The following is a 26,298-nucleotide window of genomic DNA, read 5'->3' on the forward strand; positions in this document are numbered from 1 at the left end:
GGGGTGGAAACCCGAGCCCCCACGGTCTCCACCCCCGGGTGGAGAAGCGCGGGGCCGCACCGGCGTGGGGGGCGCGGCTGCTCAGCCCACCGGCCTTCCGGAGCGGAGGGCATGGCTCCCCCGGCTGCTCATCAACGGAGGAGCGGCTCGGCCGGATCGACGACGAGGGGCGGGGGCGCGGGGCGGGGCGCGGGACGACGGGCGCCACGAAGCTGTCGGCGAGGTGGCGGGCAGGTGGTGCGAAGGGCCGCCCGCTCCGCCGAGCGGCCGGGGCGGTCGGGCGCCGGGCGGCGGAGCGGCAGCACCTCCACGTGACACGCCCGGCCGGCCGGGCGTGTCGGCACCTCACCGGTCCGGCAGCGCACCGGCCTGCGGCCCGCCCGCCCGGGGTGCCCCGCTCGCCCTCGGCGACGGCACCACACTCTGCCGTGCCCAGGGCCCGTACCCGGTCGTCCCCGGCCCCTGCCCCGGCCGAGCGCAGCGGCTACGCGTCGATGCGGGACCGGTCCAGGGTGGCGGCCGAGCTGGAGATGAACTCCTTGCGCGGTGCCACATCGTTGCCCATCAGCAGGTCGAAGACCTGCTCGGCGGCCTCCAGGTCGGCGAGGTTGATGCGGCGCAGGGTGCGGTGGCGGGGATCCATCGTGGTCTCGGCCAGCTGGTCGGCGTCCATCTCACCGAGGCCCTTGTAGCGCTGGATGGAGTCCTTGTACCGGATGTTCTTGCTCTGGAGCTCCATGAGTTTGTCGCGCAGCTCGCGGTCCGAGTAGGTGTAGACGTACTTGTCCTGGCCCTTCTTCGGCTGGATCAGCTCGATGCGGTGCAGCGGCGGCACGGCGGCGAAGACCCGGCCGGACTCGACCATCGGCCGCATGTACCGCTGGAACAGCGTGAGCAGCAGGCAGCGGATGTGTGAGCCGTCCACATCGGCGTCGGTCATCATGATGATCTTGCCGTAGCGGGCCTGGTCGATGTCGAAGGTGCGGCCCGAGCCCGCTCCTATGACCTGGATGATCGCGCCGCACTCGGCGTTCTTGAGCATGTCGGTGACCGACGAGCGCTGCACGTTGAGGATCTTGCCCCGAATGGGCAGCAGCGCCTGGAACTCGGAGTTCCGCGCCAGCTTCGCCGTACCGAGCGCGGAGTCGCCCTCGACGATGAACAGCTCGCTGCGGTCCACGTCGTCGCTGCGGCAGTCGGCGAGCTTCGCGGGCAGCGAGGAGGACTCCAGAGCGGTCTTCCGGCGCTGGGCGTCCTTGTGCTGGCGGGCCGCGACGCGCGTCCGGGCGGCGGCCACCACCTTCTCCATGATCACCCGGGCCTGGGCCGCTGCATCCCTCTTGGTGGACGTCAGGAACGCCTTCAGCTCCTTGGTCACCACGTTGTTCACGATGCGGCGCGCCGCCGAGGTACCGAGGACCTCCTTGGTCTGCCCCTCGAACTGCGGCTCGGAGAGCCGCACGGTGACGACGGCGCTGAGGCCCTCCAGGGCGTCGTCCTTGACCACGTTGTCCTCGGCGACGCGCAGCAGCTTCTTGGCGCGGAGCACCTCGTTCATGGTCTGGGTGAGGGCCTGCTCGAAGCCGGCCATGTGCGTGCCGCCCTTGGGCGTGGCGATGATGTTGACGAACGACCGCAGGGTGGCGTCGTAGCCGGTGCCCCAGCGCAGCGCCACGTCGACGCCCAGTTCGCGGGTGACCTCCTTGGGCGTCATCTGGCCGTGCTCGTCCAGGACCGGGACGGTCTCCTTGAAGGTGCCCTGTCCGGAGAAGCGGAGGACGTCGCAGACGGCCTTGTCGCGCGCCAGGTACTCGCAGAACTCGCTGATGCCGCCGTCGAAGCGGAAGGACTCCTCGCCCTTGCTGCCGCCCTCACCGAGGCCGAACTCGTCCCGGACGACGATGGTGAGGCCGGGGACCAGGAACGCGGTCTGGCGGGCGCGCTGGTGCAGGTTCTCCAGGGAGAGCTTGGCGTCCTTCAGGAAGATCTGCCGGTCGGCCCAGTACCGCACGCGCGTGCCGCTGCGGGTCTTGGGGACCTTCTTGGTCTTGCGCATGCCGCTCTTGGCCTCGAACTTCGCGTCCGGGCCGGCCGCGGCGAAGGCGCCCGGGACGCCCCTACGGAAGCTGATGGCGTGGACATGGCCGGCTCGGTCGACCTCGACGTCCAGACGGGCGGAGAGCGCGTTGACCACCGAGGCACCGACGCCGTGCAGGCCGCCGGAGGCGGCGTAGGAGCCGCCGCCGAACTTGCCGCCCGCGTGGAGCTTGGTCATGACGACCTCGACACCGGACAGGCCGGTCTTCGGCTCCACGTCCACGGGGATGCCGCGGCCGTTGTCCCGCACCTCCACCGAGCCGTCGTCGTGGAGGATCACCTCGATGTGGTCGCAGTAGCCGCCCAGGGCCTCGTCCACCGCGTTGTCGATGATCTCCCACAGGCAGTGCATCAGACCGCGGCTGTCGGTCGAGCCGATGTACATGCCAGGGCGCTTGCGCACGGCCTCGAGGCCCTCAAGGACGAGCAGGTGCCGCGCGGTGTAGTTGGAACCGTCCCGGTCTGCTCCTGCCAGCAGCGCTGTGGACGGCACGGACGTATCGGCGGTCACGCGGTTCGCTCCTCGCTGAATTTCAGGTGACCCCCTACTGGGTAAGGGGATGGCTTCGGTTGCCGCTCAGAGGGTACCGAGGCCTGGTAGAGCCGTTGTAACGCCACCCTCGTCGAGAACTCAGACTAGTCCAGCGTCGTATGGATGTTCGATCCCTCGTAGGAGTGAAGTACACATCACGTTCCCTTGGAGGCATGAACCATTTAGGCTCCGGGCACGTCCTCATGAACAACCGGCAACCCCGCCGGGAGGACTGAAACGAAGACAGCGCGAAACCGTAAGTACACAAGAGACGCACTACGGCACATTCGCCGCCAACCGGCAGCAGACAGCCGCCCCGAAAGATTTTTTCGAGGAAAAGCCACGAGCGGGAACGTTTTCGGGCTGGTTGGATGTTGACCCTGGTACGACAGCTCGTCGAGCTAGAGAAGAGGCGACGTGACTACTGTTCTGACCCCCGCGAGCCCACTGACGGCCGCCGATCGCTGCGACCGCTGCGGCGCCCAGGCATACCTGCGCGTCGTCCTGCTGAGCGGCGGAGAACTGCTCTTCTGTGCCCACCACGGGCGCAAGTTCGAGCCGGAACTCAAGAAGATCGCCGCTGAGATACAGGACGAGACGGAGCGGCTGACGTCCGTTCCGAACACCGCCTCCGAAGAAGAGCGCTGAATCTCGCACCTACGACGAGCCAACCCCGGCACAGGCCGGTGAACGGGCGGTCGCTCCTTCCGGGGAGCGGCCGCCCGTAGCTCTTGCCTCGTGGCCCTTCAGAAGGGCTGTCGTGGTCCTCAGGCGAGGCTGTCGGCTCCCTTCAGCGCCTGTACGACGTCCGACACCCGCGTGTAGACGCCGGGGTAGCCCGGCCGCCCGCAGCCGCTCCCCCAGGACACCAGCCCGATCAGCCGTCCGCCGGCGACGAGCGGGCCTCCGCTGTCTCCCTGGCAGGCGTCGGGGCCACCCGCGGCCTTTCCGGCGCACAGCATCGTGTCGGCCCGGTAGGTCCCGTCGGAGCTGCCCTGGTAGGCACGCTCGCACAGGTCGTCGGAGAGCACGCTCACGTGGGCGGCGTGGAGCCGGCGCGCGTAGGCGCCGCCGCCGGTCGTGTCACCCCACCCGGACACCAGGGCCGCCGTCCCTGGGGCGTAGGCCGCGTCGTCCGGGCCCGCCATGGTCACGACCGCGCTCTCGGGCAGCGGCTCGGACAGGGTGAGCAGGGCGAAGTCGCCCGAGTTGAGAGCGGCGTCGTAGGCCGGATTGACACGGGCGTCGCGCACGGCGATCTCCTGCCCGTCGCTGCCCAGCAGGTCCGTCCGGCCCGCGATGACCTTCAGATCGCGCGCCCGGTTCGGCGGCGCCCCCAGCACATCGGTGGCCAGACAGTGGGCCGCGGTGAGCACAGTGGTCCGTGCGATCGCCACCCCACCGCAGAACTGCCCCGCCCGCGTACCCCCGAACCGGTCACGGCTGCTCAGCGCGACGGTCCAGGGGGCCTGCGAGATGTCTATCGGAAAGCCCCCGACGACGACGCCGCCGACGGCCGCGGGAGCGCTGCCGGCGGCCGCAGGGGCCGCGTCGGCCAGTGGTATCGCGGCCATGGCGGCCGCCAGGGCCAGCGGCCGGACCAACGTGCGGGCAAGGGAACGACGCATACAGGAGCCTCACTCTCGGTGTTGCTGGGAAACCCAGAGTGATCCACGACGTCGCGTCGCGCAGCACGAAGGCCCGGCCCCCGAAAGGGGAACCGGGCCTTCGCTGTCGTACGGCCGCGGCCTAGCGGCCTAGTCGAGGTAGTCGCGCAGGACCTGGGAGCGCGACGGGTGGCGCAGCTTCGACATGGTCTTGGACTCGATCTGGCGGATGCGCTCACGGGTCACGCCGTAGACCTTGCCGATCTCGTCGAGGGTTTTCGGCTGGCCGTCGGTGAGACCGAAACGCATGGAGACGACGCCGGCCTCGCGCTCGGACAGGGTGTCCAGGACGGAGTGCAGTTGCTCCTGCAGGAGCGTGAAGCTGACGGCGTCGGCCGGGACGACGGCCTCGGAGTCCTCGATGAGGTCACCGAACTCGCTGTCGCCGTCCTCGCCCAGCGGGGTGTGCAGGGAGATGGGCTCACGGCCGTACTTCTGGACCTCGATGACCTTCTCCGGGGTCATGTCGAGTTCCTTGGCCAGCTCCTCCGGGGTGGGCTCGCGGCCCAGGTCCTGAAGCATCTGGCGCTGCACGCGCGCGAGCTTGTTGATGACCTCGACCATGTGCACCGGGATACGGATGGTGCGGGCCTGGTCCGCCATGGCGCGGGTGATCGCCTGACGGATCCACCAGGTGGCGTACGTGGAGAACTTGTAGCCCTTGGTGTAGTCGAACTTCTCGACCGCGCGGATCAGACCGAGGTTGCCCTCCTGGATGAGGTCCAGGAAGAGCATGCCGCGGCCGGTGTAGCGCTTGGCCAGGGAGACCACCAGGCGGAGGTTGGCCTCCAGGAGGTGGTTCTTGGCGCGTCGGCCGTCCTCGGCGATGATCTCCAGCTCGCGCTTGAGCTTGGGCGCCAGCTTGTCGGCGTTGGCGAGTTTGTCCTCGGCGAACAGGCCGGCCTCGATGCGCTTGGCCAGTTCGACCTCCTGCTCGGCGTTGAGCAGGGGGACCTTGCCGATCTGCTTGAGGTAGTCCTTGACCGGGTCGGCCGTGGCGCCGGCCGCGGCGACCTGCTGGGCGGGCGCGTCGTCCTCGTCCTCGTCTGAGAGCACGAAGCCCGCGCTCTCGGCACCCTCGGGCTCGTCGGCGGCCTTGGTCTCCTCGAGCGCCTCTTCCTCGGGGACCTCGGCGTCGTCCTTCTTGCCGGCCGTCTTCTTGGCCGTGGCCTTCTTGGCGACGGTCTTCTTGGCGGTCGCCTTCTTCGCCGCGGCCTTCTTGGCGGGCGCGGCTTCCTCGGCGGGGTCGACGGTCTCGGCGTCGGCGGGCGTTGCCGGGGCAGCCGCGGTGGCAGTGGCCTTCCGGGCGGCCACCGTCTTCGCGGCGACGGCCTTGGTGGCGGTGCGCTTCGCCGGGCTCTTCGCTGCGACGCTCTTTCGGGTGCGCTTGGGCTCTGCGGCACTGACCATCAGCGTCACACCCTCTTCCTCAAGAATCTGGTTGAGGCTGCGCAGTACGTTCTTCCACTGAGTGGCCGGAATCTGGTCAGCTTCGAAGGCCCGACGCACATCGTCGCCGGCGATCTGCCCCTCAGCCTTTCCCCGCTCAATGAGCGCCATGACAGAGACGGACTCGGCGATCTCCGGCGGGAGCGTACGGGATGTGCTGGCCGACACGAACAACCTCTCGGAACGTTGGAAAACGGCTTCCGGCCCCGTCCATGACGGACAGGAGCCGACCACCGGCCTGGGGACGGGCCGACGGAGCGGGCGGGGCCGGGAAGATGCACAGCGCCTTGCTCGGCGTCCGTATTCCCTCCGCGGCTGTCACCTCTTAGGTCATCGCACTGTCTCCGCGAGCGTTACGCCCAATCTGCGTGGCCCGAGTCACACCCCGTAAGCGGTCAAAATCGGTCAGATACTCTCAGATGAGTTCACCCATACCCCGATCCGGGCCGCCCGGACACTTCTTGGGACCACGAGGCCCGCACTTCTCCGTACTACGACGGGCCCACCGGGACCCGTGGCGAATCGCCTGCCGCCTCACACCGCCGGGCCCGGCCGGACCCCGCGGGATCCGACGAGGTCCGGCCGGTTCGGGTTCCCGGAGCCGCCGCGAGAACACCCCGCACTCACGATCGCACCGCCTTCGGCGCGGTCAGTGCTCGCGCGGGGCGGGGACCACCCGCTCCACCTCGGGGTGGACCGTGAGCAGTTGCCTCATGGCCGTCTCCGCCGCGGTGCCGTCGCCCGTGCCGAGCGCGTCGACGATCCGCGCGTGCTGCGCCAGGGACGCCTCGTTCGGCCGCTCACACCCCGTGACAGGACCGCCGGACACCTGGAGGGCCGCCGACACGATGCCGGACAGGTGCTCGAGCATGCGGTTGCCCGCGACCTGGATGAGCAGCGCGTGGAACTCGGCGTCGGCGCGCGAGAAGGTGAGGGCGTCGCCCTGGGCCATGGCGTGGCTCATGATCTCGACCATGTCACACAGACGCTGCTGCACCTCTTCGCGCCCGTGCCCGGCGGCGAGGCGGGCGGCGAGCGGCTCGATGGTCCACCGCAGCTCGGTCAGCTCGCGGCGCTGATCGTCGCGCTGGGGGCCGAAGGCCCGCCACTCGATGATGTCCGGGTCGAGGAGGTTCCAGTCGCTGACGGGCCGCACGCGCGTGCCGACGTTCGGCCGGGCGCTCACGAGCCCCTTGGCCTCCAGCACACGGAGGGACTCGCGGACGACGGTGCGGGACACCTCGAAGCGCTGGCCGATCTCCTCGGGCACCAGCGGGCGGTCCGCCCCGAGGTCACCGGAGACGATCATCTGACCCAGCTGCTGGACGAGTTGACCGTGCAGGCCGCGGCCGCGGTTGCCCGCTGTGCGCCGGCCCACCCGGCCGAGTTCGGGTTCCCCTCCGTCCCAGACGGGCGCTCCGACGCGATCGGGCAGCGGCGCCTCCGCGTAGGGGTAGCGGTCGAGTTCGCCCGGGCCGGACAGACCGGAGTCGGCGGAGCGGGCGGCGGTCATCATGGTGTGCGCAAGGGTACTCACGCATCCTTTGTCGGCGTCGTCTCCAACTCCCTTGAGGGCTTTGGTGAAAAGCACACGAAAGGGTGATCGCTCACCCCATCGCAATTGACGCCTTATCGGAAAGAAATGGCCGCTCTTCGGGAAGTTGTGCGCACGAGAGGACCGGAAGGGTCCGGGACGCCTCTCATCACGCCCGCGCGCGGAGCGTCGTGAACAGGTACGCGCCCAACAGGGCGGCCAGGGACAACGTCAGGGCGCCCCCCACGGGTTGGGCGATGATCCGGACCAGTCCGGCCAGGTAGCGCTCACCCCCGAAGGGCCACTGCGACAGCAGGACCTCGCGGGTCCGCAGCGACAATCCGGCCGCGTCCCGCACCGCTGATCCCTTGAGCACCGTGTGCGCCAGGGGTACGACGACGACGGGTACGGCGAGTACGGCGGCCAGACCGGCAGTGGTGGACCGGAAGACACCCGCCGCCAGCACACCGGCCCAGGCACAGCCGAGTACCAGCCCGAACCAAGCGGCGGTCAGCGAGAGCCAGTCCGCGGGAACCTGCGTCGTCCCCCGTCCGTATACGAGGTAGAGCACTTCGGCGTCGCAGCCCACGGTCAGGAAGGCGAGCAGCAGGGCGGTGGCCCCGCAGACGAGGAGCTTCGCGGTGAGCAGGCCCAGTCTTCGGGGCACCGTGCCGCGATCCGCCGCGAGGGCTGGGTGGCGGAACTCGTCTCCAAAGGCCAGTGCGCCCAGCAGGCCGGCCACGAGTGCCGTGGGCGGCAACGGCAGTTCCCGGGGCCAGGCCGCGAACAGCCGCGCCTGCGGGGTGTGCCCGAGACGTGCCAGGAATACGGCGGTGAGCGCGGACACCACCAGGGCGGCGCCGCAGGCCAGGAATCCGGTGCCGATCCCCCCGGCGCGCCGGAGTTCGTAGCGCAGCGGGCGGAGCGGGCTGGGGGCGGGACGCACGGAGATGGGGGGTGGAAGGGCGGACAGGGAGTCGAGGCGCGGAGCGGGCCCGGCCGAACGGGGCGGCCGGGGCGACTCGGGCTGGGGGCCGCCAGGGCCGAGGGCGCCGATGGGACGCGGGGCGGCGGCGGAGTGCGGGGCGCCGGCGGGGTCCGGGTGCGGGCCCGGCTCCCCATGCGGGTGTGGATGCGAGTGCGCGTCCGAGGGACGGAGGGGGGAGGCGGGGAGCTTGGCTGAGGCCGGGCTCGGCGGCGCTGGGGCGGGGGCGGGGGTGGCACGGTGCCCTGTTCCAGAGCCGGGGAGGGGCCTCGTCTGGGAGCCGGGATGTTTTTCCGTCTCGGTGCCGGGATCGTCTCCGGCCTGGATGCTGGGGCGGCGTCCGGTCACGGTGCCGGGGTGGCGGCCGGGTCGGGGGCCGGCCGCGGGTTCGTCGCTCACGGAGGGCGCCTTCGCGGTGCGGGAGGCGTCGCGGAGTTTTGCCGTCTTCTCGGCGTCGGGCTCGTCGGCGCAGAGTGCGAGCACGACGGCGAGTGTGTCGTCCTCGGGTTCCGGCCGGTTCTTCTGGGAAGGCCGGGGGCCGGGCTGTGGTTCGCTCTGGTCCGACGATTCGTCGACGGTGGCCGCGGATGTCGGGGAGGACTCACCTGGCGCGTCCTGACCGGCTTCGGGGTGCCGGTCCTGGGCCTTGGCGGCCGAGGTGGCAGTTCTGGTTCCCTCGGCAGCCGTCGGACCGGGCACGACGGGCGTGGACCGCTTCATCGGCCGGGTCTGCGGCTCGGCAGCCGGTGAGGGTGTTGCGGCGGCGGGCCGCTCCTCCTGCCGCTCGTGCCCTTCCGGCCGCTCATCGCCGTCCCCCCGCCGCTGCCCCGCCGAGGGACCCGGGACTGCCCGCACGGACCGCGCCGCCGCGGATTGCTTCTCCCCCTGGGTCCGCTCCCCCGCAGCCCGAGTCGGCTCACCGGCCGGCACCTGCGCCGCGGCACGGGCGGTACGGCTGGGCTCTGCGCCGTCCTCGGCTACAGTTCCCGAGGCCGGGCCCATATCGCCGACCTCGTCGGCGAGTTGGTGGACGAGGATGCCGTTGCGGAACGCGATCTCGCCGACGTCGGCGGTCGTACTGCCGTACACGGAGAGGCGGTTGCCACCCTCCCGCACCACCTCGACGGAGCGGCGGCCGGCACGGGCCTCCTTGGCCAGCAGGGCTGCCAGACGGGCCGCGTGAGGACTGCGCACTGCCACACGGGGCCGCAGCCTGGTACGGGCGAACTCCTTGCCTTCCTGGTCGGCGAGCAGTCTCCCACCGTCGAGAGTGACGACCCGGTCGGCCGCGCGCGCGGCCTCTTTGGGGTCGGCCGTCGTGAACAGCACCGTGCCGCCCTGCTGTGCGTGGGCCCGCAGCATGCCGTGCAGCCAGCGCTGCTCGCGGGGGGAGAGTCCCTCGGCGGGTTCGTCCAGGACCAGGGTGTGCGGGTCGGGCAGCAAGGTGCAGGCGAGACCGAGTCGACGGTCCATGCCTCGCGACAGGGTGCCGAGGCGCTCCTCGCGGAAGCTGGCGAGACCGACCACTTCGAGGACCTCGTCGGCGCGGCGGACGGGAACGCCGGCCGCGGCACAGAGCATCCGCAGATGGCCGCGGACCGAGCGGGCCGGATGCCCGGGTACGTCGCCGAGCAGGACGCCCACCTCGCGCGACGGATGGGCGATCCGGTGCAGCGGCCGCCCTCTGAAGTAGGCGGTGCCCCGGCCCTGTTGGAGTTCGAGCATCAGTCTGAGCGTCGTCGTCTTACCCGCACCCACCGGCCCGAGGAGCGCGGTGACATGGCCGGCGCGCGCTTCGAAGGAGACGTCGTCGACGGCGGGCGGGTGCGCCTTGCGGGGATTGCTGGTCAGTCCGAAGGCCTCGATCACCTGCAGCAAGATAGCGTGCGGTGTCCGATTTTTACGTGTATAAGACGGCTTGTCCGCGAGTGGCGTACATACCGACGCCGTGGATGTCCGCCATTCGACGGACCCCGCTGCGGCCGGCCCGGCGCCCTACGGGTCACACCTCGGGTCGCAGCATCGGCGGGTTGAGCAGCGTGGCTCCCCCCGCCCGGAAGAGCTGGGCCGGACGACCGCCCTGCCGTGTGGTCGTACCGCCGGTGGGGACGAGGAATCCGGGCGTGCCGGTGACCTTGCGGTGGAAGTTGCGCGGGTCGAGCGCTACGCCCCACACCGCCTCGTAGACCCGCCGCAGTTCCCCGACGGTGAACTCGGGAGCACAGAAGGCGGTGGCCAGCGACGAGTACTCGATCTTCGAGCGGGCGCGCTCGACCCCGTCCGCGAGGATCTGTGCGTGGTCGAAGGCGAGCGGCGCCACGGGGTCGCTGTCGCGGCCGTAACCGCCCTGCTGGAGCAGTTCCTCGACGGGTGCCCAGCGTGCGTTGCTCGCGTCCCCGCCGGCTCTGGGAGCGGGGAGGTCGGGGGCGAGCGCGAGGTGCGCGACGCTGACGACGCGCATCCGCGGGTCCCGCTTCGGGTCACCGTAGGTGGCGAGCTGCTCCAGGTGCGCGCCGTTGTCCTGGACGGGCACCGCGGTGTCGTGGGCGCGCAGCCCCGTCTCCTCGGCCAGCTCACGCGCCGCCGCCTGGGACAGATCCTCGTCGGCCCGCACGAAACCCCCGGGCAGTGCCCATCGACCCTGGAACGGGGACTCACCCCTGCGTACCGCCAGCGCGCAGAGGGCATGGCGGCGCACGGTCAGCACGACCAGGTCCACGGTGACGGCAAACGGCGGGAAGGCTGACGGGTCGTAGGGCATGCCGCGATCATAGTCGTCTGCCTGACGATAAACACTCCCTTCGTCAGCCGCGACGACGGCTGATCCGCTTCGTTCGGTTAAGAGCGCACAACCCGCTCCGGCTCTTGACGACACTCGTGTCGTGCGAGGTCAGGCTCCCAATTGCAGTCCCTCCGCCGCCTCCTCGACCAGGGCGACTCCGAGCCGGGAGACGCGTACGGAGAAGGGCGCGCCCGCGACGCGCAAGCCGGTCAACCCGGTCTCGCCGAGAGGAGCACTCCGCATGGGCCGCAGGGTGACCGTGCGGGCGGGCACGTCGGGCCGGATACCGAGGAGCGCGGTGAGGAGCAGGACCGCTGAGGCCGCCGCGGTGGCGGCCGGCCGGCAGGCCGCGGGGTGCGGGAGTGGGACGCTTCCGGTGGTGCGCTGCTCACCGGCGAACATCTCCGGCAGGCGGTGGCCGAAGTGTTCCGCCGCGTCCAGCAGGCCGCGCAGCAGGGTGCTCGCCTCCCGCTCATAGCCCGCGGCGGCCAGTCCGGCGACGGCGACGGCCGTCTCCTGGACCCGTACGGCTCCGGCTCGGTGCCCGAACGGATTGTGTCCGGGCTCTCTCGCGCCCAGGCCGCCCAGGCCCCAGCCCGTGTCCATTGCCGGATCCCCGAGCAGCCGGGCGAGGCGTTCGGTTCGCACGGTGTCGAGCAGTCCCGGGGCGAACCGGCCGCCGCCGAGCAGGCCGGTGTCGAGGAGGTGGGCGGCTGCGCAGCTCAGGTGGGGCAGGGGGCGGCCGTCCGGGGTGAGGGCGGCGGCCGGTCGCCCTCCGGACCGGTCCTCGATCCAGAAGTCCTCGCGGAAGGCAGTCCGGAGCACCTGGGCCCACTGTCGTAGTTCCGCGGCGCCCGGTCTGTCGTAGGCCTCGAGGAGATCGGCTCCGAGGAGCGCCGTGCGGTGCGCGTGGGCCTGGGTTTCGCAGCGGACGGGGTCGGTGGATCGAAGGTCGGGGAGGTACGGGCCGTCGCCCGCGGTGGCGCGCAGCCAGGTCAGGCAGCGCTCGGCGGCGGGCAGCAGTTCCTGCGTCTCGGGTTCCGGGAGGCCCCAGCGGCGGGCTTCCGCGAGCAGGACGGGGAAGAGGAGCGTGGCCTCGGTGCCCGTGCAGCCGGGCGGGAGGTGCGGGCCGACGTCACGTCGTGGGCCGGGGATCATGCCTGCCCGCGGCCCCGTGCCGAGGTGCTGGGTACGTGCCAGGGCGCGGAGGGTGCCCGCCGCGAGGCGGGTGCCGAGGGGCAGCACCATCCGGGCCGCGGCCAGGGCGTCGGCGGGGGCCATTCCGCAACGCCAGGGCACGCCTGCGGCGAGATGGATGTCGGAGGGGTGCGCAGGGTCGCGGAGCAGCAGGGCCTGGAGATCGTCGACGGAAGCCCGCAGCAGCGCGGCCGGGCGCGGATCGTCTCCGGCGGCGCGCGCCGGCGCGAGCGTACCGGCCGAAGTGTGGCTCACGGGCCGGAGCGGGCCCGCTCCAGCCGGGCGTACCCGCAGCCGCACGGCCGCCGTGCCGCCCGGAGGCAGTTCGAGTTCCCAGCGCAGCAGTCCGGCGGACGCCACAGCGTCGGCGGGAGGCGGGTCGGCGGTGACACAGGCACCTACGCCGGACGAGACCCAGCGCAGTCCCGAGTCGTGGACCGCGGCCGGGAGTTCGGGGCCTGTCCTGCCGGCCGCGATGGCGCCGAGCTCCGCCAAGTCGGTACCGAGGGTGATGTCGAGCGGCACGCGCAAGGGCCGTGAGGCGGCGCTGCGGAGCGTGACGGTTTCGGTTCCGTCGGCGTGGCGGGTGCGCTCGACGACGACGTCCGGGTCGGGACTCGCAGCCGAAGAGACGCGCAGCGTGGCCACGAAGCGGGCTCGGTCGGCACCGATCGTCCGTGCCTGGAGGGGCAGGGGCTCCCGCCCGCCCACGCGCACCCGGCACCGCGAGAGCAGGCGTCGGCCTCCTCGGTAGAACCCTTCCAGCCCGTGGCCGGTGAGCTGGCCGCTTTCGCCGGAGATGGCGAGCCCCGGAAGGGAGACACAGATCAGGGCCTGGTGGGTGGGCGTCAGGTCCGGGACGCTACGGAGACTCGCGGGCGACGCCCCCGGCGCGGTCACCGGCGGAGGCGGGTCGGAGGCCCGGCGTGCGTGGGCCTGGGCCGGTTGTGGAGCCGGGCGGCTGTGGGCGGTGCCGGATTCGGCGTCCCCGCGGGTCCCGGTGTCGAGGTGCCCGCGTCCTGGGTCGGGCGGGGCTGCGGGCTGCCAGGCGCGCCGGGGCCTTCGCCGCCTGGTGGGCGGGGTGCGGCGCCTCCGGGTGGGTGAGCCCCACGGTGGCCCGGAAGCGGACGCGGGCCGGTGGGGGACGGCACCGTCGGCTGCTGGTGCATGGTCTGGCTTCTCCTGCACTCGGTGCGCCTCGGACGTGCTGAGCGCCGGGGGCGCCCGTCGGGACACGGGTCGTCGTAGGGCGGCCGCACCCGTCCAGGTGTTCCGCCGCTCAGGTGAACGGAGGAACGCCTGCCGGGGTCACGCTTCCCAGCGGTGAAGCCGACCGGACGACGACGTGCCGGAGGGGTGAGGGCGCTGTGCTGTTCGGCGCAGGGCGGGCCGGCGCCCTGGTCCTGGGCGCGGATCGTCCTGCACTGGAGGGGGCCGGCGCGGCCCGTCGTGCTGCTCATTCGTCGCCCTCTCGGTCCGGGCGGGCGTCGGCACAGGGCACATTTTCGGCAGCGGTGCTTCGAGGGGCCGCGCTGGTACGCCGGTCGGCCGCACGTGTGCGCGTGCCGTCCGGCCCGGTGCCGGCCCCTGAACGTCCTGCCACCGAGGGCCGGGGGCGGGTTCCGATGGGTTGCCGACGCCGCCCGGCTCCCGCCCGAGCCGGTCGCGGGCCACTGTCGGTGTGGTGTGAAGAGGGTCCCCGGCGGCGGCGCCGTGGGCCCGGGACCGGTCCAGGCTCGTCATGGGGCTCGTCTCCCGGAGCCACCACTGCGGGGCCCCAAGGCCGTCCTGGACCGGCGGCGCCGTCGGCGGAAGTCCCGTTCCGGGGAGCTCCTGGACTGTTGAGACTGCTGACGGCAAGGCCCCGGTCCGCAGCGTCGGTCGTGTCCGCCGGCACCTCCACGCCCCGGGAGCCCGCCTCTTCGGAGCGCTGGTCCTGTACGACGGGGGCCGCGGCGGCCGCGCGCTGGGTGCGCAGGCAGCGGCGGATGGATTCCGGGTCCAGCCCCTCGTTGCAGGCCTGGTGCAGCAGTCGGGCGAAGAGATAGTCCGGGTCCGCGCCCAGCGCCATCGCCAGTGCCTCCCGCGCCTCCAGTTCGTCGCCGGTCGACCAGGCGACCCAGCCGGCCAGGGTCAGTGGCGCGGCCGCGTGCTCGCCGTAGGGCCCGACGCACCGGCGGGCGAGGGCGCGCCAGAGCCGGAGGGCAGGACCCGCCTCCTCCCCTTCCATCCATGCGGCGGCCTGGTCGCGGGTCGTGCGGTCCTGGAGGCCGAGGATGAGGACGGCTGCTTCCTCGTGTGTCAGCAGTTCGTCGTCGCGCAGGTCCGCCGGATGAGTGCCGGAGACCGGTGGTGCTTCGGCGAAGCGGCGGATGACTCGCTCGGCGAGATCGAGGGTCTCATCGGCCACAGCGGCGCGGGAGGTGTCGTCCACAATGCGGGGCACGATCCCCGTGCCGGCCGTGTCCAGGGCGATCTCCTGCCGCCCGACCGCGGCGGCGGTCTCCCAGGGTGACAGCCTGTCCCGCAACTCCCGGAGAGTGCCGCGCACTTGGATGCCGGCGTAGGTGGCGGCAGCTGCGAGGACCGAGGTGCCCGGCAGGCCCATCGGGGATCCTTCGCCGGGGCAGCACCCCTCGACCGCACAGCAGTATGACCAGAAGCGCCCGTCCGAGAGGCACAGGGCCTCGATGACCGGCACGTCGAGGTCGCCGCACTCGGTGCGCAGCAGTTGGGCGAGCGGGCGGAGCCGCCGCATGACGTCACGGCCCGTCTCACCCGGACCCGGCTCCTGGCAGACATAGGCGACCATCTGCTCGGGCCGGGGCCCGCGTCGCTCGGCGCCCGTCACCAGACCACGGGCCAGCTGCCGTGCGGCCGCTTCCCAGTCGTCCAGACTGGCCGGGATCCCGAGCCGGGCCCGGCCGCCGAACCGGCCCTTGCGGTCACGGTCGTGCAGGGCGACCAGAACGATGCTGTCCTCGGGGCGGTAGCCGAGCAGGTAGGGCAGGGCGTCGGCCAGTTCGGCGGGGGTGCGGAGGATGACCTGGGTGTCGTGCGCGGACGGCAGGTCGAGCGGCTCGCGGCGGACGATGCCGGGCGGGTCGCCCCCGGTGGTACGTGGGGCCGTGCCGCCTCCGGCCGAGCCCTCACCGGCGTCATGTTCCGTGCCGCTTCCGGGCAAGTCGTCGTCTTCGAAGGGTCCGGTCGTTTCGCTGTGATTCGTCATGCGCAGACGATCTCGCGGATCGTGACATTCCGGTTACCCTGTGGATAACTCGAATCAGGGACACGTCAACGCCGTCCCGGGTTGCCCACAGGCCCGCCCGCTTGTCAGTCCTGTCCTGTTGTATGGAACGCATGGAGCACACGAACAACGCGGACCTCAGGGCGCGGGCCGACGCCGTCCTCGCCCGCCTCGTCGGGGATGGCACGGGCACCGCCCGGCTGCGGGAGGACCAGTGGCGGGCGATCGAGACACTCGTCGCCGATCGCCGCCGGGCCCTGGTCGTCCAGCGCACCGGATGGGGGAAGTCCGCGGTCTATTTCGTGGCGACGGCCCTGCTGCGGGCCAGAGGCGGCGGGCCCACGGTGATCGTCTCACCACTGCTCGCGCTCATGCGCAACCAGGTGGAAGCCGCGGCCCGGGCGGGCATCCGCGCCCGGACCATCAACTCGTCGAACACCGAACAGTGGGAGGACGTGCAGACCGAGATCGCCGCCGGTGAGGTGGACGTGCTGCTCGTCAGCCCTGAGCGGCTGAACAATCCCGACTTCCGCGATCAGGTCCTGCCCAAGCTCTCGGCGGCGACCGGCCTGCTGGTCGTGGACGAGGCGCACTGCATCTCCGACTGGGGACACGACTTCCGCCCCGACTACCGGCGGCTGCGCACCATGCTCGCCGACCTCCCGCCCGGCGTGCCCGTGCTGGCCACCACCGCCACGGCCAACGCCCGCGTCACTGCCGACGTCGCCGAGCAGCTCGGCACGGGCGGCGCCTCGGACGCCCTGGTGCTGCGCGGCCCGCTGGACCGGGAGAGTCTCAGCCTCGGAGTGCTGCGGTTGCCGGACGCCGCTCACCGTATGGCCTGGCTCGCGGACCACCTCGGCGAGCTGCCGGGGTCCGGGATCATCTACACGCTCACCGTGGCCGCCGCCGAGGAGGTCACCGCGTTCCTGCGGCAGCGCGGGCACGTCGTCGCGGCGTACACGGGCAAGACGGAGAACGCCGAGCGACAGCAGGCCGAGGACGATCTGCTGGCCAACCGGGTCAAGGCGCTGGTCGCCACGTCGGCGCTCGGCATGGGCTTCGACAAGCCCGACCTCGGGTTCGTGCTGCACCTCGGGTCGCCGTCCTCCCCCATCGCCTACTACCAGCAGGTGGGCCGCGCGGGACGTGGTGTCGAGCATGCGGAGGTGCTCCTGCTGCCTGGCAAGGAGGACGAGGCGATCTGGACGTACTTCGCCTCGCTCGCCTTCCCCTCGGAGGACCTCGTCCGCCGCACCCTGGACGTCCTGGCCCGCGCCGGCGGACCGCTGTCGCTGCCGGCCCTGGAACCGCTGGTGGAGCTGCGCCGTTCGCGGCTGGAGACGATGCTGAAGGTCCTCGACGTGGACGGCGCGGTCAGACGCGTCACGGGCGGCTGGATCGCGACCGGGCAGCCCTGGACCTACGACGCCGACCGGTATGCGTGGGTGGCGCGGCAGCGCAAGGCCGAGCAGGAGGCGATGCGCGCGTACGCCTCCACCACCGAGTGCCGGATGGAGTACCTGCAGCGACAGCTCGACGACGAGGGCGCCAAGCCGTGCGGCCGCTGTGACAACTGCGCCGGACCGCGCTTCACCGCCGACACCACCGGTGCCGCTCTGGACGCGGCGCGCGTCGACCTCGGCCGTGCGGGGGTCGAGGTCGAGGCCCGTCGTATGTGGCCGACCGGGCTGCCGGCGATCGGCATCGAGCTCAAGGGACGCATCCCTGTGAGCGAACAGGCTTCTCCCGGAAGGGCGTTGGGCCGCCTGTCGGACATCGGCTGGGGCAATCGGCTGCGACCGCTGTTCGCATCCGGGGCACCGGACGCGCCGGTGCCGGAGGATGTCGCGCGAGCTGTGGTGGACGTGCTGGCCGACTGGGCGAGGGGCCCCGGCGGCTGGGCCTCCGGCTCGGCCGACGCACCCGCCCGGCCCGCGGGTGTGGTCACACTCGCCTCACGCACCAGGCCGCTGCTGATCCAGTCGCTCGGTGCGCGCATCGCCGAGATCGGCCGGCTGCCGCTGCTGGGGTCCGTGGAGTTCGCCGGTGACGCTCACCGGGTGCCCCGCAGTAACAGTGCCCAGCGACTCAAGGGGCTGGACGGGGCGTTGACGGTACCAGCCGCGCTCGCCTCCGCCCTCGCCGGAGCGCCAGGACCGGTCCTGCTGGTCGACGACTTCACGGAGACCGGATGGACCCTCGCCGTCGCGGCGCGGCTGCTCAGAAAGGCCGGGGCACAAGGCGTGTTGCCGCTGGTGCTGGCCGTCCAGGGATGACACGGCGCACCGGACGCCGGGGGGTGACGCCACAGCACAGGGACGTACCGGAGTCCGGTGCTCCGCGCGTCGCCGACGGCACCGGTGGGTAGGGATATAAGCCTCGCACCGTCAGATAACCCCCGGTGGTCCCAATTGCTCGTTGCCGCATCCCAGTTCGCCAGGAAGAATTGAAGTCCGCACCCCGCGCGACTCGCCCATCCTCCGATAGGGCTTTGCTGCGGTGCGCGCTCCCCCGAATCCGACCTCGCCCGCAGTGTGGGCGCGTAGCCGAAGGGAGGAACGTGACCTTCGGATTCGCCTCGTCCTCGGCCGCACCGCTGACGTCCGCGTCCGGCGCGTCCGCCAGTCGCCTGCTGGAGCCCGCGGAGTGGGCTGCCGCGGGAATTCCCTTGCTGCGCAACCCTCGTGAAGTGGTGAGCGGGCTGCACGCCCGGCACCACCCCGGGCCGTCCACCGCGATCGTGGCCGTGCTCGATCCGGAGGAGCGGCTGCGCGCCAGCGCGTCGTTCACCCGCCGTCAGGCCTCGGCGGACGGCTGGATGTTCCGCAACGCGCTCCTGGCCCAACTGCGCCGGGTCATCCCCCACGACCTGCGTCGCCGCACCCCGGTGCGCACGGCGGTCCTGCTCTACTGCCGCGAGGGCGACGCGCGGTGGACGGAGGAGGACGGCGCGTGGATGTGGGGGCTGCGCGATGCCTGCACGCTGCACGGACTGCGCTGCGGGGCGTACATCACGCTGACCCAGGACGGCTGGCAGGTACTCGGCGAGGGCCGTGGCGGGCGCCGCCCTCACGCTCACTCGAAAGCGGAGTCCGTCGCCTTGTCGGAGGCTCTGCCCCTGACGCCGCGCACCGGCGGTCCGATGTCCGAGGTTCTGCGTCGGGCAGCGGCCCGCTGAAGCGGCCGGCCCACGCGCCGTTTCCACCCCGGCCGGCGCTCCAGCAGACCACCAGGACGCCGGGCGGCCACGCACCGCGAGACGCTCGACCACACCCGAAATGACAGCCCCGCGCCCCACGGCTCCCCCGGGGGACGACCACGGAGGCGGCGTTCCCGGCGGCCGCTCCAGGGAGCGGCCGCCGCGGGCCGTCGGGGCATGCCGGACACCCCACCGTGCGGCCGCCCGCGAAGGCGGCGCCACGACACCGCCGTGCTGGGTGTCGAACGTGGCTCAGACGCCGGCGCCCAGCACCGCGTTGATCTGCTGCGGGTCGCCGCAGACGATCAGCAGCGCACCGGCCCGGGAGAGGGCCAGCGGAAGCGCGGCGGCGGCAGCGGAGTCGGAGCCGCCGTTGACGGCCACGACGACCACCGGGCGGGACGCGGCACGGGAGGCGGCGGTGGCGTCCGCGTAGAAGACGTCGTCACCGGCGTCGTGCTGCGCCCAGTAGGCGGCCTCGCCGAAGGACAGTTCGTGCTCGGCCCACGGGTGTTGGGCACCGGTGGTGACCACCAGCACCTCACCGGGGGCACGGCCCGACTCCAGGAGCAGGTCCAGCGCCTCCTCGGCGGCGTCGAGCGCGCCCTCGGCCGAAGCGGGGATCAGCTGGATCTGCGGGGTCGCCGAAGCGACGGGAGCGGCGGGGGCCGACGGGCCGGGCTCGGCCGGGGCCGCATCACGCGGCGTGCGCTGCGCCGGCGGCGCGGGCCTCGGCGGGCCGGGACGACCGGGACGCGGCGGCGCCGCGGGGCGGGGGCCGGGTACGGGACGGGGGGTCGGCGCGGTACGGCCGTTGGCCGGAGTGACGCGGGGACCCTGGGCACTCTCGTGAATCTGAGGCTCCTCGGGAAGGAGAGGCATGAGCTGATTTTTATCAAACGTTGGCGCGGTGCGGATGACCGGGTGGCACATCAGTGCGAGCGGAACCGTCAGAAATCGAAGCCGAGCCGACCCTCGATCTCCGGAATGGATCCGTCCGCCCAGCTGCGGACCTTCTTGAGGTGCCGCCACTGGGGCAACGCATCAAGATACGCCCACGACAAGCGGTGGTACGGGGTGGGTCCCCGCTCCTCCAATGCGGCCTTGTGCACGGGGGACGGATACCCGGCGTTGTCCGCGAAACCGAAGTCTGCATGGTCGGCACCCAGTTCGGCCATCATTTTGTCGCGCTGGACCTTGGCGATCACCGAAGCCGCCGCGACGGCCACGCACGACTGATCGCCCTTGATCACCGTGCGCACCTTCCAGGGGATGCCGAGATAGTCGTGCTTTCCGTCGAGAATGACGGCGTCGGGACGGACCGGCAGGCCCTCCAGGGCGCGCACGGCGGCCAGCCGCAGCGCGGCCGTCATTCCCATGCTGTCGATCTCCTCCGGGGAGGCGTGCCCGAGCGCGTAGGACGTGACCCACGACTGGAGGATCGGGGCGAGTTCCGTACGCCTCTTGATGGTCAACAGCTTCGAGTCGGTGAGACCCTCGGGCGGCCGACGGAGGCCGGTGATCGCCGCGCAGACCGTGACGGGCCCGGCCCAGGCACCACGCCCCACCTCGTCGACGCCTGCGATGATCTTCGCTCCGGTCGTGGCGCGAAGGGAGCGCTCGACGGTATGAGTAGGCGGTTCGTACGGCATGGCGCCCTTAGACTACGCCGCCCGGAACCCCGCGCGACACCCCGACCCCCCGCTGTCACCGCTCTCACGGGGGGCGCCCTTCACTCCTCGGCCGGCCGCAGCAGCGGAAGCATCAACTGGTCGACCATCTCTTCGAGATCACGGTCGCTCCATTCACTTGTGCACATTTTGGAGCGGTACATCATCATCGCCGGAATGGCGTCGTAGACATACCCGTTGGCCGCGTCCGAGCGGACTTCTCCACGCCGTATGCCCCTGTTGATCACCTCTCGCAGCAGTGCGCTGACAGGTTCCACCACCCCGTCGAAGATCACCGCATGGAAGCGTTCAGCCTGCGACGGATCACACTCGTGAATCACGGCGCGAAGAGCGAGTCCGGGGCGCGAGTACATGGCGTCCCTGGCCCGGCGGCACAGGGTCAGCAGATCTTCGCGGACACTGCCAAGATCCGGCACCTCCTCCATGCTCGGCAGGCCGGCCTCCAGCGCGTCGGCGACGAGGTCCTCCTTGGAAGGCCACCGGCGATAGACAGCGGCCTTTCCGGTCTGGGCGCCGGCTGCGACGCCTTCCATGGTCAGGCCCTTCCAGCCGACGGTACTGAGCTGTTCCAGAGCGGCGTCGAGGATCGCACGCTCCAGCACCGGACCGCGCCGACGGGGGGAAGCCGACCGAGCGGTGGCGGCCGTCCAGGGCGAGGTAGCCATTCGAGTTGTCTCCAGCGAACAGGGGAAGCGGGGGTTCCGGGGGCAGGGGGTGCGCCGCGCGGCAGCAATGGGGGACGCGACACGCGACGCGAAATTAAGTGAACGCTTGCGTTCTCTGTCAGGGACTCACTACCGTTGACGTAACAGTGAACGCGAGCGTTCACTAAAGGCTTCGTGGGGGACGCATAGTGACAACCTCTCAACTCCTGCAGGAACGGAAACCGGGCGCGGCCCGCCGGGGCGGGCACCCCGGCATCGCACTCACCGTCATCGCGGCCTGCCAGCTCATGGTGGTCCTCGACGCGACGATTGTGAACATCGCGCTCCCGCACATTCAAGACGCACTCGAGTTCAGCACCACGGACCTCACCTGGGTCGTCAGCGCCTACACACTCACCTTCGGCGGTCTCCTGCTCCTCGGAGCACGGGCCGGTGACATCCTCGGCCGCCGCAGGGTCTTCATGAGCGGCATCCTCCTGTTCAGCTTCGCCTCGCTCCTCGGCGGCTTCGCCCAGGAACCCTGGCAGCTGCTGGCCGCACGCGCCTTGCAGGGGGTGGGCGGTGCGATCGCCTCGCCCACGTCTCTGGCGCTGATCACCACAACGTTCCCCGAGGGCCCCGAGCGCAATAGGGCATTCGGCGTGTTCGCCGCCGTGTCCGCCGGTGGCGGCGCCATCGGCCTGCTCGCCGGCGGCATGCTGACCGACTGGCTCGACTGGCGGTGGGTGCTGTTCGTCAACGTGCCCATCGGAGTGCTGATCGTCGTCCTCTCGCCGCTGTACATCAGCGAGTCCGAGCGGCATCCGGGACGGTTCGACATCGCGGGCGCCCTGACCTCGACGACCGGTATGGCCTCTCTGGTCTACGGCTTCATCCGGGCGTCGGAGAAGGGCTGGCGGGACGGCCTCACCCTCGGTTCCTTCGGCGCCGCGGTGGTCCTGCTGATCGCCTTCGTCCTCATCGAGATACGAGCTCGGGAGCCGATCACCCCGCTGCGCATGTTCGCCTCCCGCAACCGCTCCGGCACGTACGTGGTCATGCTGTGCCTGGCCGCGGCGATGTTCGGCATGTTCTTCTACATCGTGCTGTTCGTGCAGAACGTGCTCGGCTACAGCGCGATCAAGGCCGGACTGGCCTTTCTCCCGGTGACCTTCGCGATCGCCGTCGGCGCGGGCCTGTCGCAGCGGTTCCTGCCCACGCTCGGCCCGAAACCGTTCATGATGGCCGGATCGGCCCTCGCCGTCGGCGGACTCGTGTGGCAGAGCTTCATCAGCCCCGACAGCTCCTATGTCGGCGGCGTGCTCGGCCCGATGCTGGTGTTCGGCTTCGGCATGGGCCTGAACTTCGTGACGGTCACCGTCACCGCGGTGTCGGGTGTCGCTCCGCACGAGGCGGGCGCGGCCTCCGGGCTGCTCAACGCCATGCAGCAGGTGGGCGGGTCGCTCGGCCTGTCCATCCTGACGACGGTCTTCGGCTCCGCCAGCAAGGACGAGGCGAAGAAGCAGCTCCCGAAGTTCCTCGCCAACGGCTCGGCGGAACAGAAGGCCCAGTTCGCCAAGACCCACCAGTTGCCCGCGCCCTGGGGGCACGAGGTGCTCGCCCACGGCATCTCGACCGCGTTCGTCCCGGCAGCGGCGATGGCGGTACTCGCGTTCCTCACCGCCTGGCTGGTGATCCCGGTACGCGCGAGCGACCTCGAAGCGCTGGCCGGTACGGCGGGCGCGGGCATGGGCTGACCCGGATCGGGCCGCACAGAGCCGCGGCCGGCCGGATCGCCGCCGGGGGATCTCCGGAAGGAGCGGTGGTCCGGCCGGCCGCACCATGCGCCGCAGCGCCACGCACCACACCGCGGAGACCAGCAGGAACGACACCAAGACCTTCACCCCACCCCGCCCTCTTCTCCGTCGACAGTCGAGCGCTGCCGCCGCGCCTCTTCGAGTTCTCATTCGACTCGCCGCGAAGGGCGGCACTCGGAAAACGACGGAGGGTCACGCAGGGTTCCCATCCGATACAGAGAGTTTCCATCGGTCGGGAGGGAGAACGGGAGAGTGGTCAGCCCGAGAGCAACGCGCCGCAAACAGACCGCGAGCCGCACGCCATGGCAGAACTGGTGAGGTCAGGCAGGTCCGGCAGGCGGATCCGTCAGACGCTCGTCGGCACCCAGTCGGGCAACGCCTCGGTCCGCTCCACCCACGCGGCGGGCGGTGCCCCCGCCTTCCCCGCGGCGAGGACACCGCCCACGATGGCGCAGGTGGTGTCCACGTCCCCACCCACCTGTGCGGTCGTCCAGAAAGCCGTCTCGAAGTCGGCGAGGGATCGTGCGGCCGACCAGAGGGCGAAGGGGACGGTGTCGTGCGCGGACGTACGACGGCCGCAGCCCAGGACAGCGGCGACCGTGGCCGCGTCCGCGTAGTCGAGCATGTCCCGGGCACGGCGCAGCCCCTGGCCGACGGCGCTCTTCGGGATGAGGGCGATCACGCCGTCGAGGAGCGTCTCCGGCTCGGGCGGGCCGTCGGGGGCGGCGGCCAGCGCGGCGGCCGCGGCGACGGCCATGGCGCCCACGACCGCCTCGCGGTGCTGATGGGTGGGGTAGGCGGAGATCTCCGCCTGGTGCGTGGCCTGCTCCGGGTCGTCCGCGTGCCAGGCGCCGAGGGGCGCGATGCGCATCGCCGCTCCGTTGCCCCAGGAGCCCTGCCCGTTGAAGAGCGCGGCGGCCAGTTCCCGCCAGTCCTGGCCCTCGCGGACGAGGCGGAGGAGTCGGTTGACCGCGGGACCGTAGCCGCGGTCGAAGTCGTGGTGCTCGGCGAAGGAACGGGCCAGGGCGTCCTGGTCGATGCGGTGGTGGGCGGCCAGCACGGCCACGACGGAGCAGGCCATCTCCGTGTCGTCGGTCCATTGCCAGGGAGCGTCGGGCAGCTCACGCCGCTTCAGCAGCGGATAGTTCGCCGGGACGAAGAACTGGGAGCCCAGGGCGTCCCCCACAGTAAGTCCGCGCAGGCAGGCCAGGGCGCGGTCCAGGCGCGCGAGGGGAGAGGAGTCAGCGGTCATCGCCCTGCCACTCTATCCGGTGACCCAGTGCGGCACCGGATCCCGCCAGCGCTCGAAGGGCCGGTCCAGTCGGTACTTGCCGTTCTCCCCCAGAACGAGCATGCGCATCTCCGCGTTCCCGGGGTTCGACAAGGACTCGAATTCGGCCACCGTCCAGTGGAACCAGCGCATGCAGAAGAGCCGCATGGCGAGTCCGTGCGTGACCAGGAGCACGTTCGGCGGATGGTCGGGCGCCTCGAAGCTGCGGTACAGGCTCTCCAGGAAGCCTCCGACGCGGTCGTAGACATCGGCTCCGGACTCCCCCTGCGGGAAGCGGAAGAAGAAGTGGCCGTAGGCGTCCCGGTAGGCCTTCTGCAGGCGGACGTCGTCACGGTCCTGCCAGTTGCCCCAGTCCTGCTCGCGCAGCCTGGGTTCCTCGCGCACCCGTATCAGGCCGGGGTCGAGGTGGAAGGCGCACAGCGTCTCGTGCGTCCGGCGGTACGGGGACACGTACACGCTGACGCGTTCCTGCCCGAAGGTGTCACGGAGCCGCTTGCCGGTCTCCTCGGCCTGCCGCCGGCCGCGCTCGGTCAGGGCCAGGGCGTGGTCCGGCTCCCGCTCGTACACGGAGTCGTCGACGTTGCCCATGGACTCGCCGTGCCGGACAAGGACGATGCGCCGTGGTCGTGCCATGCCAAAACTCTAGATCGAGAGGCGGGCTGCCGAGCACTTCTCCGGTCCCTGTACGGCGTAGGTCACACGAATCCCTGCCTCGGGCCGCCGGCGAGTACTCGCTCCGCGCGTTTGTTCCTCACATGCTCCCAGTGTGTTTCACACCGTCCAGGATGGCTCCAGTTCCACGATGTCACCCGACAGGGCCGCGATGTCCGTCTCGGTCTGGGCACGCAGGGCCAGGCGCTCCACCCGTTCGGTGCGGTACTTCCCGTGCTCGGCCGCCGCCCGCCACATGGAGAGGATCATGAACTCCTGTTCGGGCGCCTCCGCGAACATGCCACGGATCATGCCGGGTGAGCCGGCCATCGCCGGGTTCCAGACCTTCTCCTGCATGAGGGTGAAGTGTTCGACCCGGTCCTCGCGGATCTGGCAGAGGGCGACGCGGATCAGGTCCGAGTCGGTGAACCGGGGTTCGAAGCCGGTCTTCACGTCGAAGCGGTACTCGAACAGTTTGACCTGGGGATCTTTGAACGTGCCCGCCTGGGCGGCGGCCAGGCGGTCGTGGGAACGAGCCATGAAGGAGTCGTAGAAGGCACGGCTCTCCCAGAAGGCGAAGATGTGCGCCACTCCGGCCCGCTGCCGGCTCCAGCCTCCGCCCTGTCCCCGAAACCCCGGCTCCCCCAGAAGCCCCGCCCATTTCCGCTGCCCCCGCTCGAAGCCGCGGCGGTCCACCACGGTGCAGCGAATCCACTTGACCAGCACCGCGCCATCGTACGGCCACAGGACGTGGCGTCGGTCACGCTCCGGCGGAGATCGCCCGCGCACGCTCCCCCGCGCGCGTGGCACGATGGGCAAGGAGCCCCTGCTCCCGGGGAGTTGGGCGAGTGGATCTTCAAGGGGGGAAGGGGGCCTGATGAACGGCTTCGGCAAGGGAATCCGCAAGGTGGAGGTCGCGCTCAAGTGGGACCCGAGTCCGGCCAGTCTGCCACCCACCGATCTGGACATCGTGGCCGCCGCGTTCGTCTCGGGGGACGCGTACGGAACTCCGGCCTATCTGGTGCATTTCGACAGCCGCTCCCCCGACGGCACGATCTTCCTCAACCGCGACAGCACGGACGGCAGGGGCTTCGGCTGGGACGAGGTGATGTCGCTGGAACTCGACCGTCTCGACGCACGGTACGCGCGCGTGGTGGTCGGTGTCGTCATCCAGCAGCATCCGGCGCCGCGGACTTTCGCCGACGTGCTCAACCCCGCCCTGCGCGTGCGCGAGGGCTACACGGTGCTCGCCGAGGACGACTTCGGATCCGTCCTCGGGGCTACGGCCGCCACGGTCGCCGAGTTCGTGCGCGACGAGGCCGGTGACTGGGTCTTCCGTCCCGGTGTCCGCGGCTTCGACGAGGACCCGGCGGCTTTCTCCAGGGTCATGGGCCGGGCGCATCCGGCCTGAAGGGGCAGAAGCGGACGACGCGCAACCCGGCCGACGCCGAGGACCTGGTGCAGGAGACCTACGCCAAGGCGTACGCGTCCTTCCACCAGTTCCGCGAGGGC

19 protein-coding genes and 1 pseudogene are annotated in these 26,298 nt (G+C 71.4%); 6 read left to right on the plus strand and 14 right to left on the minus strand.

Annotated elements, in window-relative coordinates; all coding sequences use genetic code 11:
- Positions 1–484 precede the first annotated feature (484 nt).
- Positions 485–2,608, minus strand: coding sequence for a DNA topoisomerase IV subunit B (locus ABZ854_RS16130; RefSeq protein WP_361210352.1), 2,124 nt, complete (start codon positions 2,606–2,608; stop codon positions 485–487).
- Between the two features lie 438 nt (positions 2,609–3,046).
- On the opposite strand from ABZ854_RS16130, the gene ABZ854_RS16135 reads away from it, so the two are divergent.
- Positions 3,047–3,277 (plus strand): hypothetical protein, encoded by a 231-nt coding sequence (locus ABZ854_RS16135; protein ID WP_030735014.1) that lies wholly within the window; start codon positions 3,047–3,049, stop codon positions 3,275–3,277.
- A 119-nt stretch (positions 3,278–3,396) separates the two neighbouring features.
- Here the strand turns inward: ABZ854_RS16135 and ABZ854_RS16140 are convergent, their stop codons facing one another.
- The 7 genes from ABZ854_RS16140 to ABZ854_RS16170 form a co-directional block, all read right to left on the minus strand.
- Positions 3,397–4,257 (minus strand): serine protease, encoded by an 861-nt coding sequence (locus ABZ854_RS16140; RefSeq protein WP_361210355.1) that lies wholly within the window; start codon positions 4,255–4,257, stop codon positions 3,397–3,399.
- 129 nt (positions 4,258–4,386) lie between these two features.
- Positions 4,387–5,913, minus strand: coding sequence for an RNA polymerase sigma factor (locus ABZ854_RS16145; protein ID WP_361210358.1), 1,527 nt, complete (start codon positions 5,911–5,913; stop codon positions 4,387–4,389).
- 481 nt (positions 5,914–6,394) lie between these two features.
- A complete protein-coding gene (locus tag ABZ854_RS16150; protein WP_361210361.1) occupies positions 6,395–7,282 on the minus strand; it encodes a FadR/GntR family transcriptional regulator in 888 nt (295 codons plus the stop codon).
- Positions 7,283–7,448: 166 nt separating this feature from the next.
- The gene (locus ABZ854_RS16155) at positions 7,449–10,142 is read right to left on the minus strand and encodes an ATP-binding cassette domain-containing protein (RefSeq protein ID WP_361210364.1); all 2,694 of its coding nucleotides are present in this window, start codon (positions 10,140–10,142) and stop codon (positions 7,449–7,451) included.
- Between the two features lie 124 nt (positions 10,143–10,266).
- Positions 10,267–11,025 (minus strand): NUDIX hydrolase, encoded by a 759-nt coding sequence (locus ABZ854_RS16160; protein WP_361210367.1) that lies wholly within the window; start codon positions 11,023–11,025, stop codon positions 10,267–10,269.
- 129 nt (positions 11,026–11,154) lie between these two features.
- Positions 11,155–13,143: a glycogen debranching N-terminal domain-containing protein gene (locus ABZ854_RS16165; RefSeq protein ID WP_361210370.1), complete on the minus strand. Its 1,989-nt coding sequence runs from the start codon at positions 13,141–13,143 to the stop codon at positions 11,155–11,157.
- Positions 13,144–13,699: 556 nt separating this feature from the next.
- On the minus strand, positions 13,700–15,472 hold the full coding sequence (locus tag ABZ854_RS16170; protein ID WP_361210373.1) for a DUF4192 domain-containing protein: 1,773 nt from the start codon (positions 15,470–15,472) through the stop codon (positions 13,700–13,702).
- Between the two features lie 131 nt (positions 15,473–15,603).
- On the opposite strand from ABZ854_RS16170, the gene ABZ854_RS16175 reads away from it, so the two are divergent.
- Together ABZ854_RS16175 and ABZ854_RS16180 are read left to right on the plus strand one after the other, a co-directional pair.
- Positions 15,604–17,769, plus strand: a complete 2,166-nt coding sequence (locus ABZ854_RS16175; RefSeq protein WP_361210376.1) for a RecQ family ATP-dependent DNA helicase — start codon at positions 15,604–15,606, stop codon at positions 17,767–17,769.
- A 284-nt stretch (positions 17,770–18,053) separates the two neighbouring features.
- Positions 18,054–18,671: a hypothetical protein gene (locus ABZ854_RS16180; protein WP_361210379.1), complete on the plus strand. Its 618-nt coding sequence runs from the start codon at positions 18,054–18,056 to the stop codon at positions 18,669–18,671.
- Between the two features lie 273 nt (positions 18,672–18,944).
- Here ABZ854_RS16180 and ABZ854_RS16185 read toward each other — a convergent pair whose 3' ends face one another.
- The 3 genes from ABZ854_RS16185 to ABZ854_RS16195 form a co-directional block, all read right to left on the minus strand.
- The gene (locus ABZ854_RS16185) at positions 18,945–19,574 is read right to left on the minus strand and encodes a hypothetical protein (RefSeq protein ID WP_361210381.1); all 630 of its coding nucleotides are present in this window, start codon (positions 19,572–19,574) and stop codon (positions 18,945–18,947) included.
- A 68-nt stretch (positions 19,575–19,642) separates the two neighbouring features.
- Complete coding sequence (locus ABZ854_RS16190; protein WP_361210384.1) at positions 19,643–20,344, minus strand: ribonuclease HII; 702 nt, start codon at positions 20,342–20,344, stop codon at positions 19,643–19,645.
- 80 nt (positions 20,345–20,424) lie between these two features.
- On the minus strand, positions 20,425–21,048 hold the full coding sequence (locus ABZ854_RS16195) for a TetR/AcrR family transcriptional regulator (protein WP_361210387.1): 624 nt from the start codon (positions 21,046–21,048) through the stop codon (positions 20,425–20,427).
- Between the two features lie 188 nt (positions 21,049–21,236).
- Between ABZ854_RS16195 and ABZ854_RS16200 the strand changes: the two genes are divergently transcribed.
- On the plus strand, positions 21,237–22,784 hold the full coding sequence (locus ABZ854_RS16200) for an MFS transporter (protein WP_361210390.1): 1,548 nt from the start codon (positions 21,237–21,239) through the stop codon (positions 22,782–22,784).
- 406 nt (positions 22,785–23,190) lie between these two features.
- On the opposite strand, the gene ABZ854_RS16205 is transcribed toward ABZ854_RS16200, so the two are convergent.
- The 3 genes from ABZ854_RS16205 to ABZ854_RS16215 form a co-directional block, all read right to left on the minus strand.
- Positions 23,191–24,096, minus strand: coding sequence for an ADP-ribosylglycohydrolase family protein (locus ABZ854_RS16205; RefSeq protein ID WP_361210393.1), 906 nt, complete (start codon positions 24,094–24,096; stop codon positions 23,191–23,193).
- 12 nt (positions 24,097–24,108) lie between these two features.
- Positions 24,109–24,768 carry a histidine phosphatase family protein gene (locus tag ABZ854_RS16210; protein ID WP_129306165.1) on the minus strand — a complete coding sequence of 220 codons (660 nt, stop codon included), beginning with the start codon at positions 24,766–24,768 and terminating at the stop codon, positions 24,109–24,111.
- Positions 24,769–24,906: 138 nt separating this feature from the next.
- Positions 24,907–25,512 (minus strand): YdbC family protein, encoded by a 606-nt coding sequence (locus tag ABZ854_RS16215; protein WP_361210397.1) that lies wholly within the window; start codon positions 25,510–25,512, stop codon positions 24,907–24,909.
- 151 nt (positions 25,513–25,663) lie between these two features.
- Here ABZ854_RS16215 and ABZ854_RS16220 point away from each other — a divergent pair, with 151 nt between their 5' ends.
- Together ABZ854_RS16220 and ABZ854_RS16225 are read left to right on the plus strand one after the other, a co-directional pair.
- A complete protein-coding gene (locus ABZ854_RS16220; RefSeq protein WP_361210399.1) occupies positions 25,664–26,197 on the plus strand; it encodes a TerD family protein in 534 nt (177 codons plus the stop codon).
- 11 nt (positions 26,198–26,208) lie between these two features.
- Positions 26,209–26,298 (plus strand): annotated as a pseudogene (locus tag ABZ854_RS16225) (sigma factor); the annotation flags it as partial.

Source organism: Streptomyces sp. NPDC047028, assembly GCF_040644095.1.
Lineage (GTDB): Bacteria > Actinomycetota > Actinomycetes > Streptomycetales > Streptomycetaceae > Streptomyces.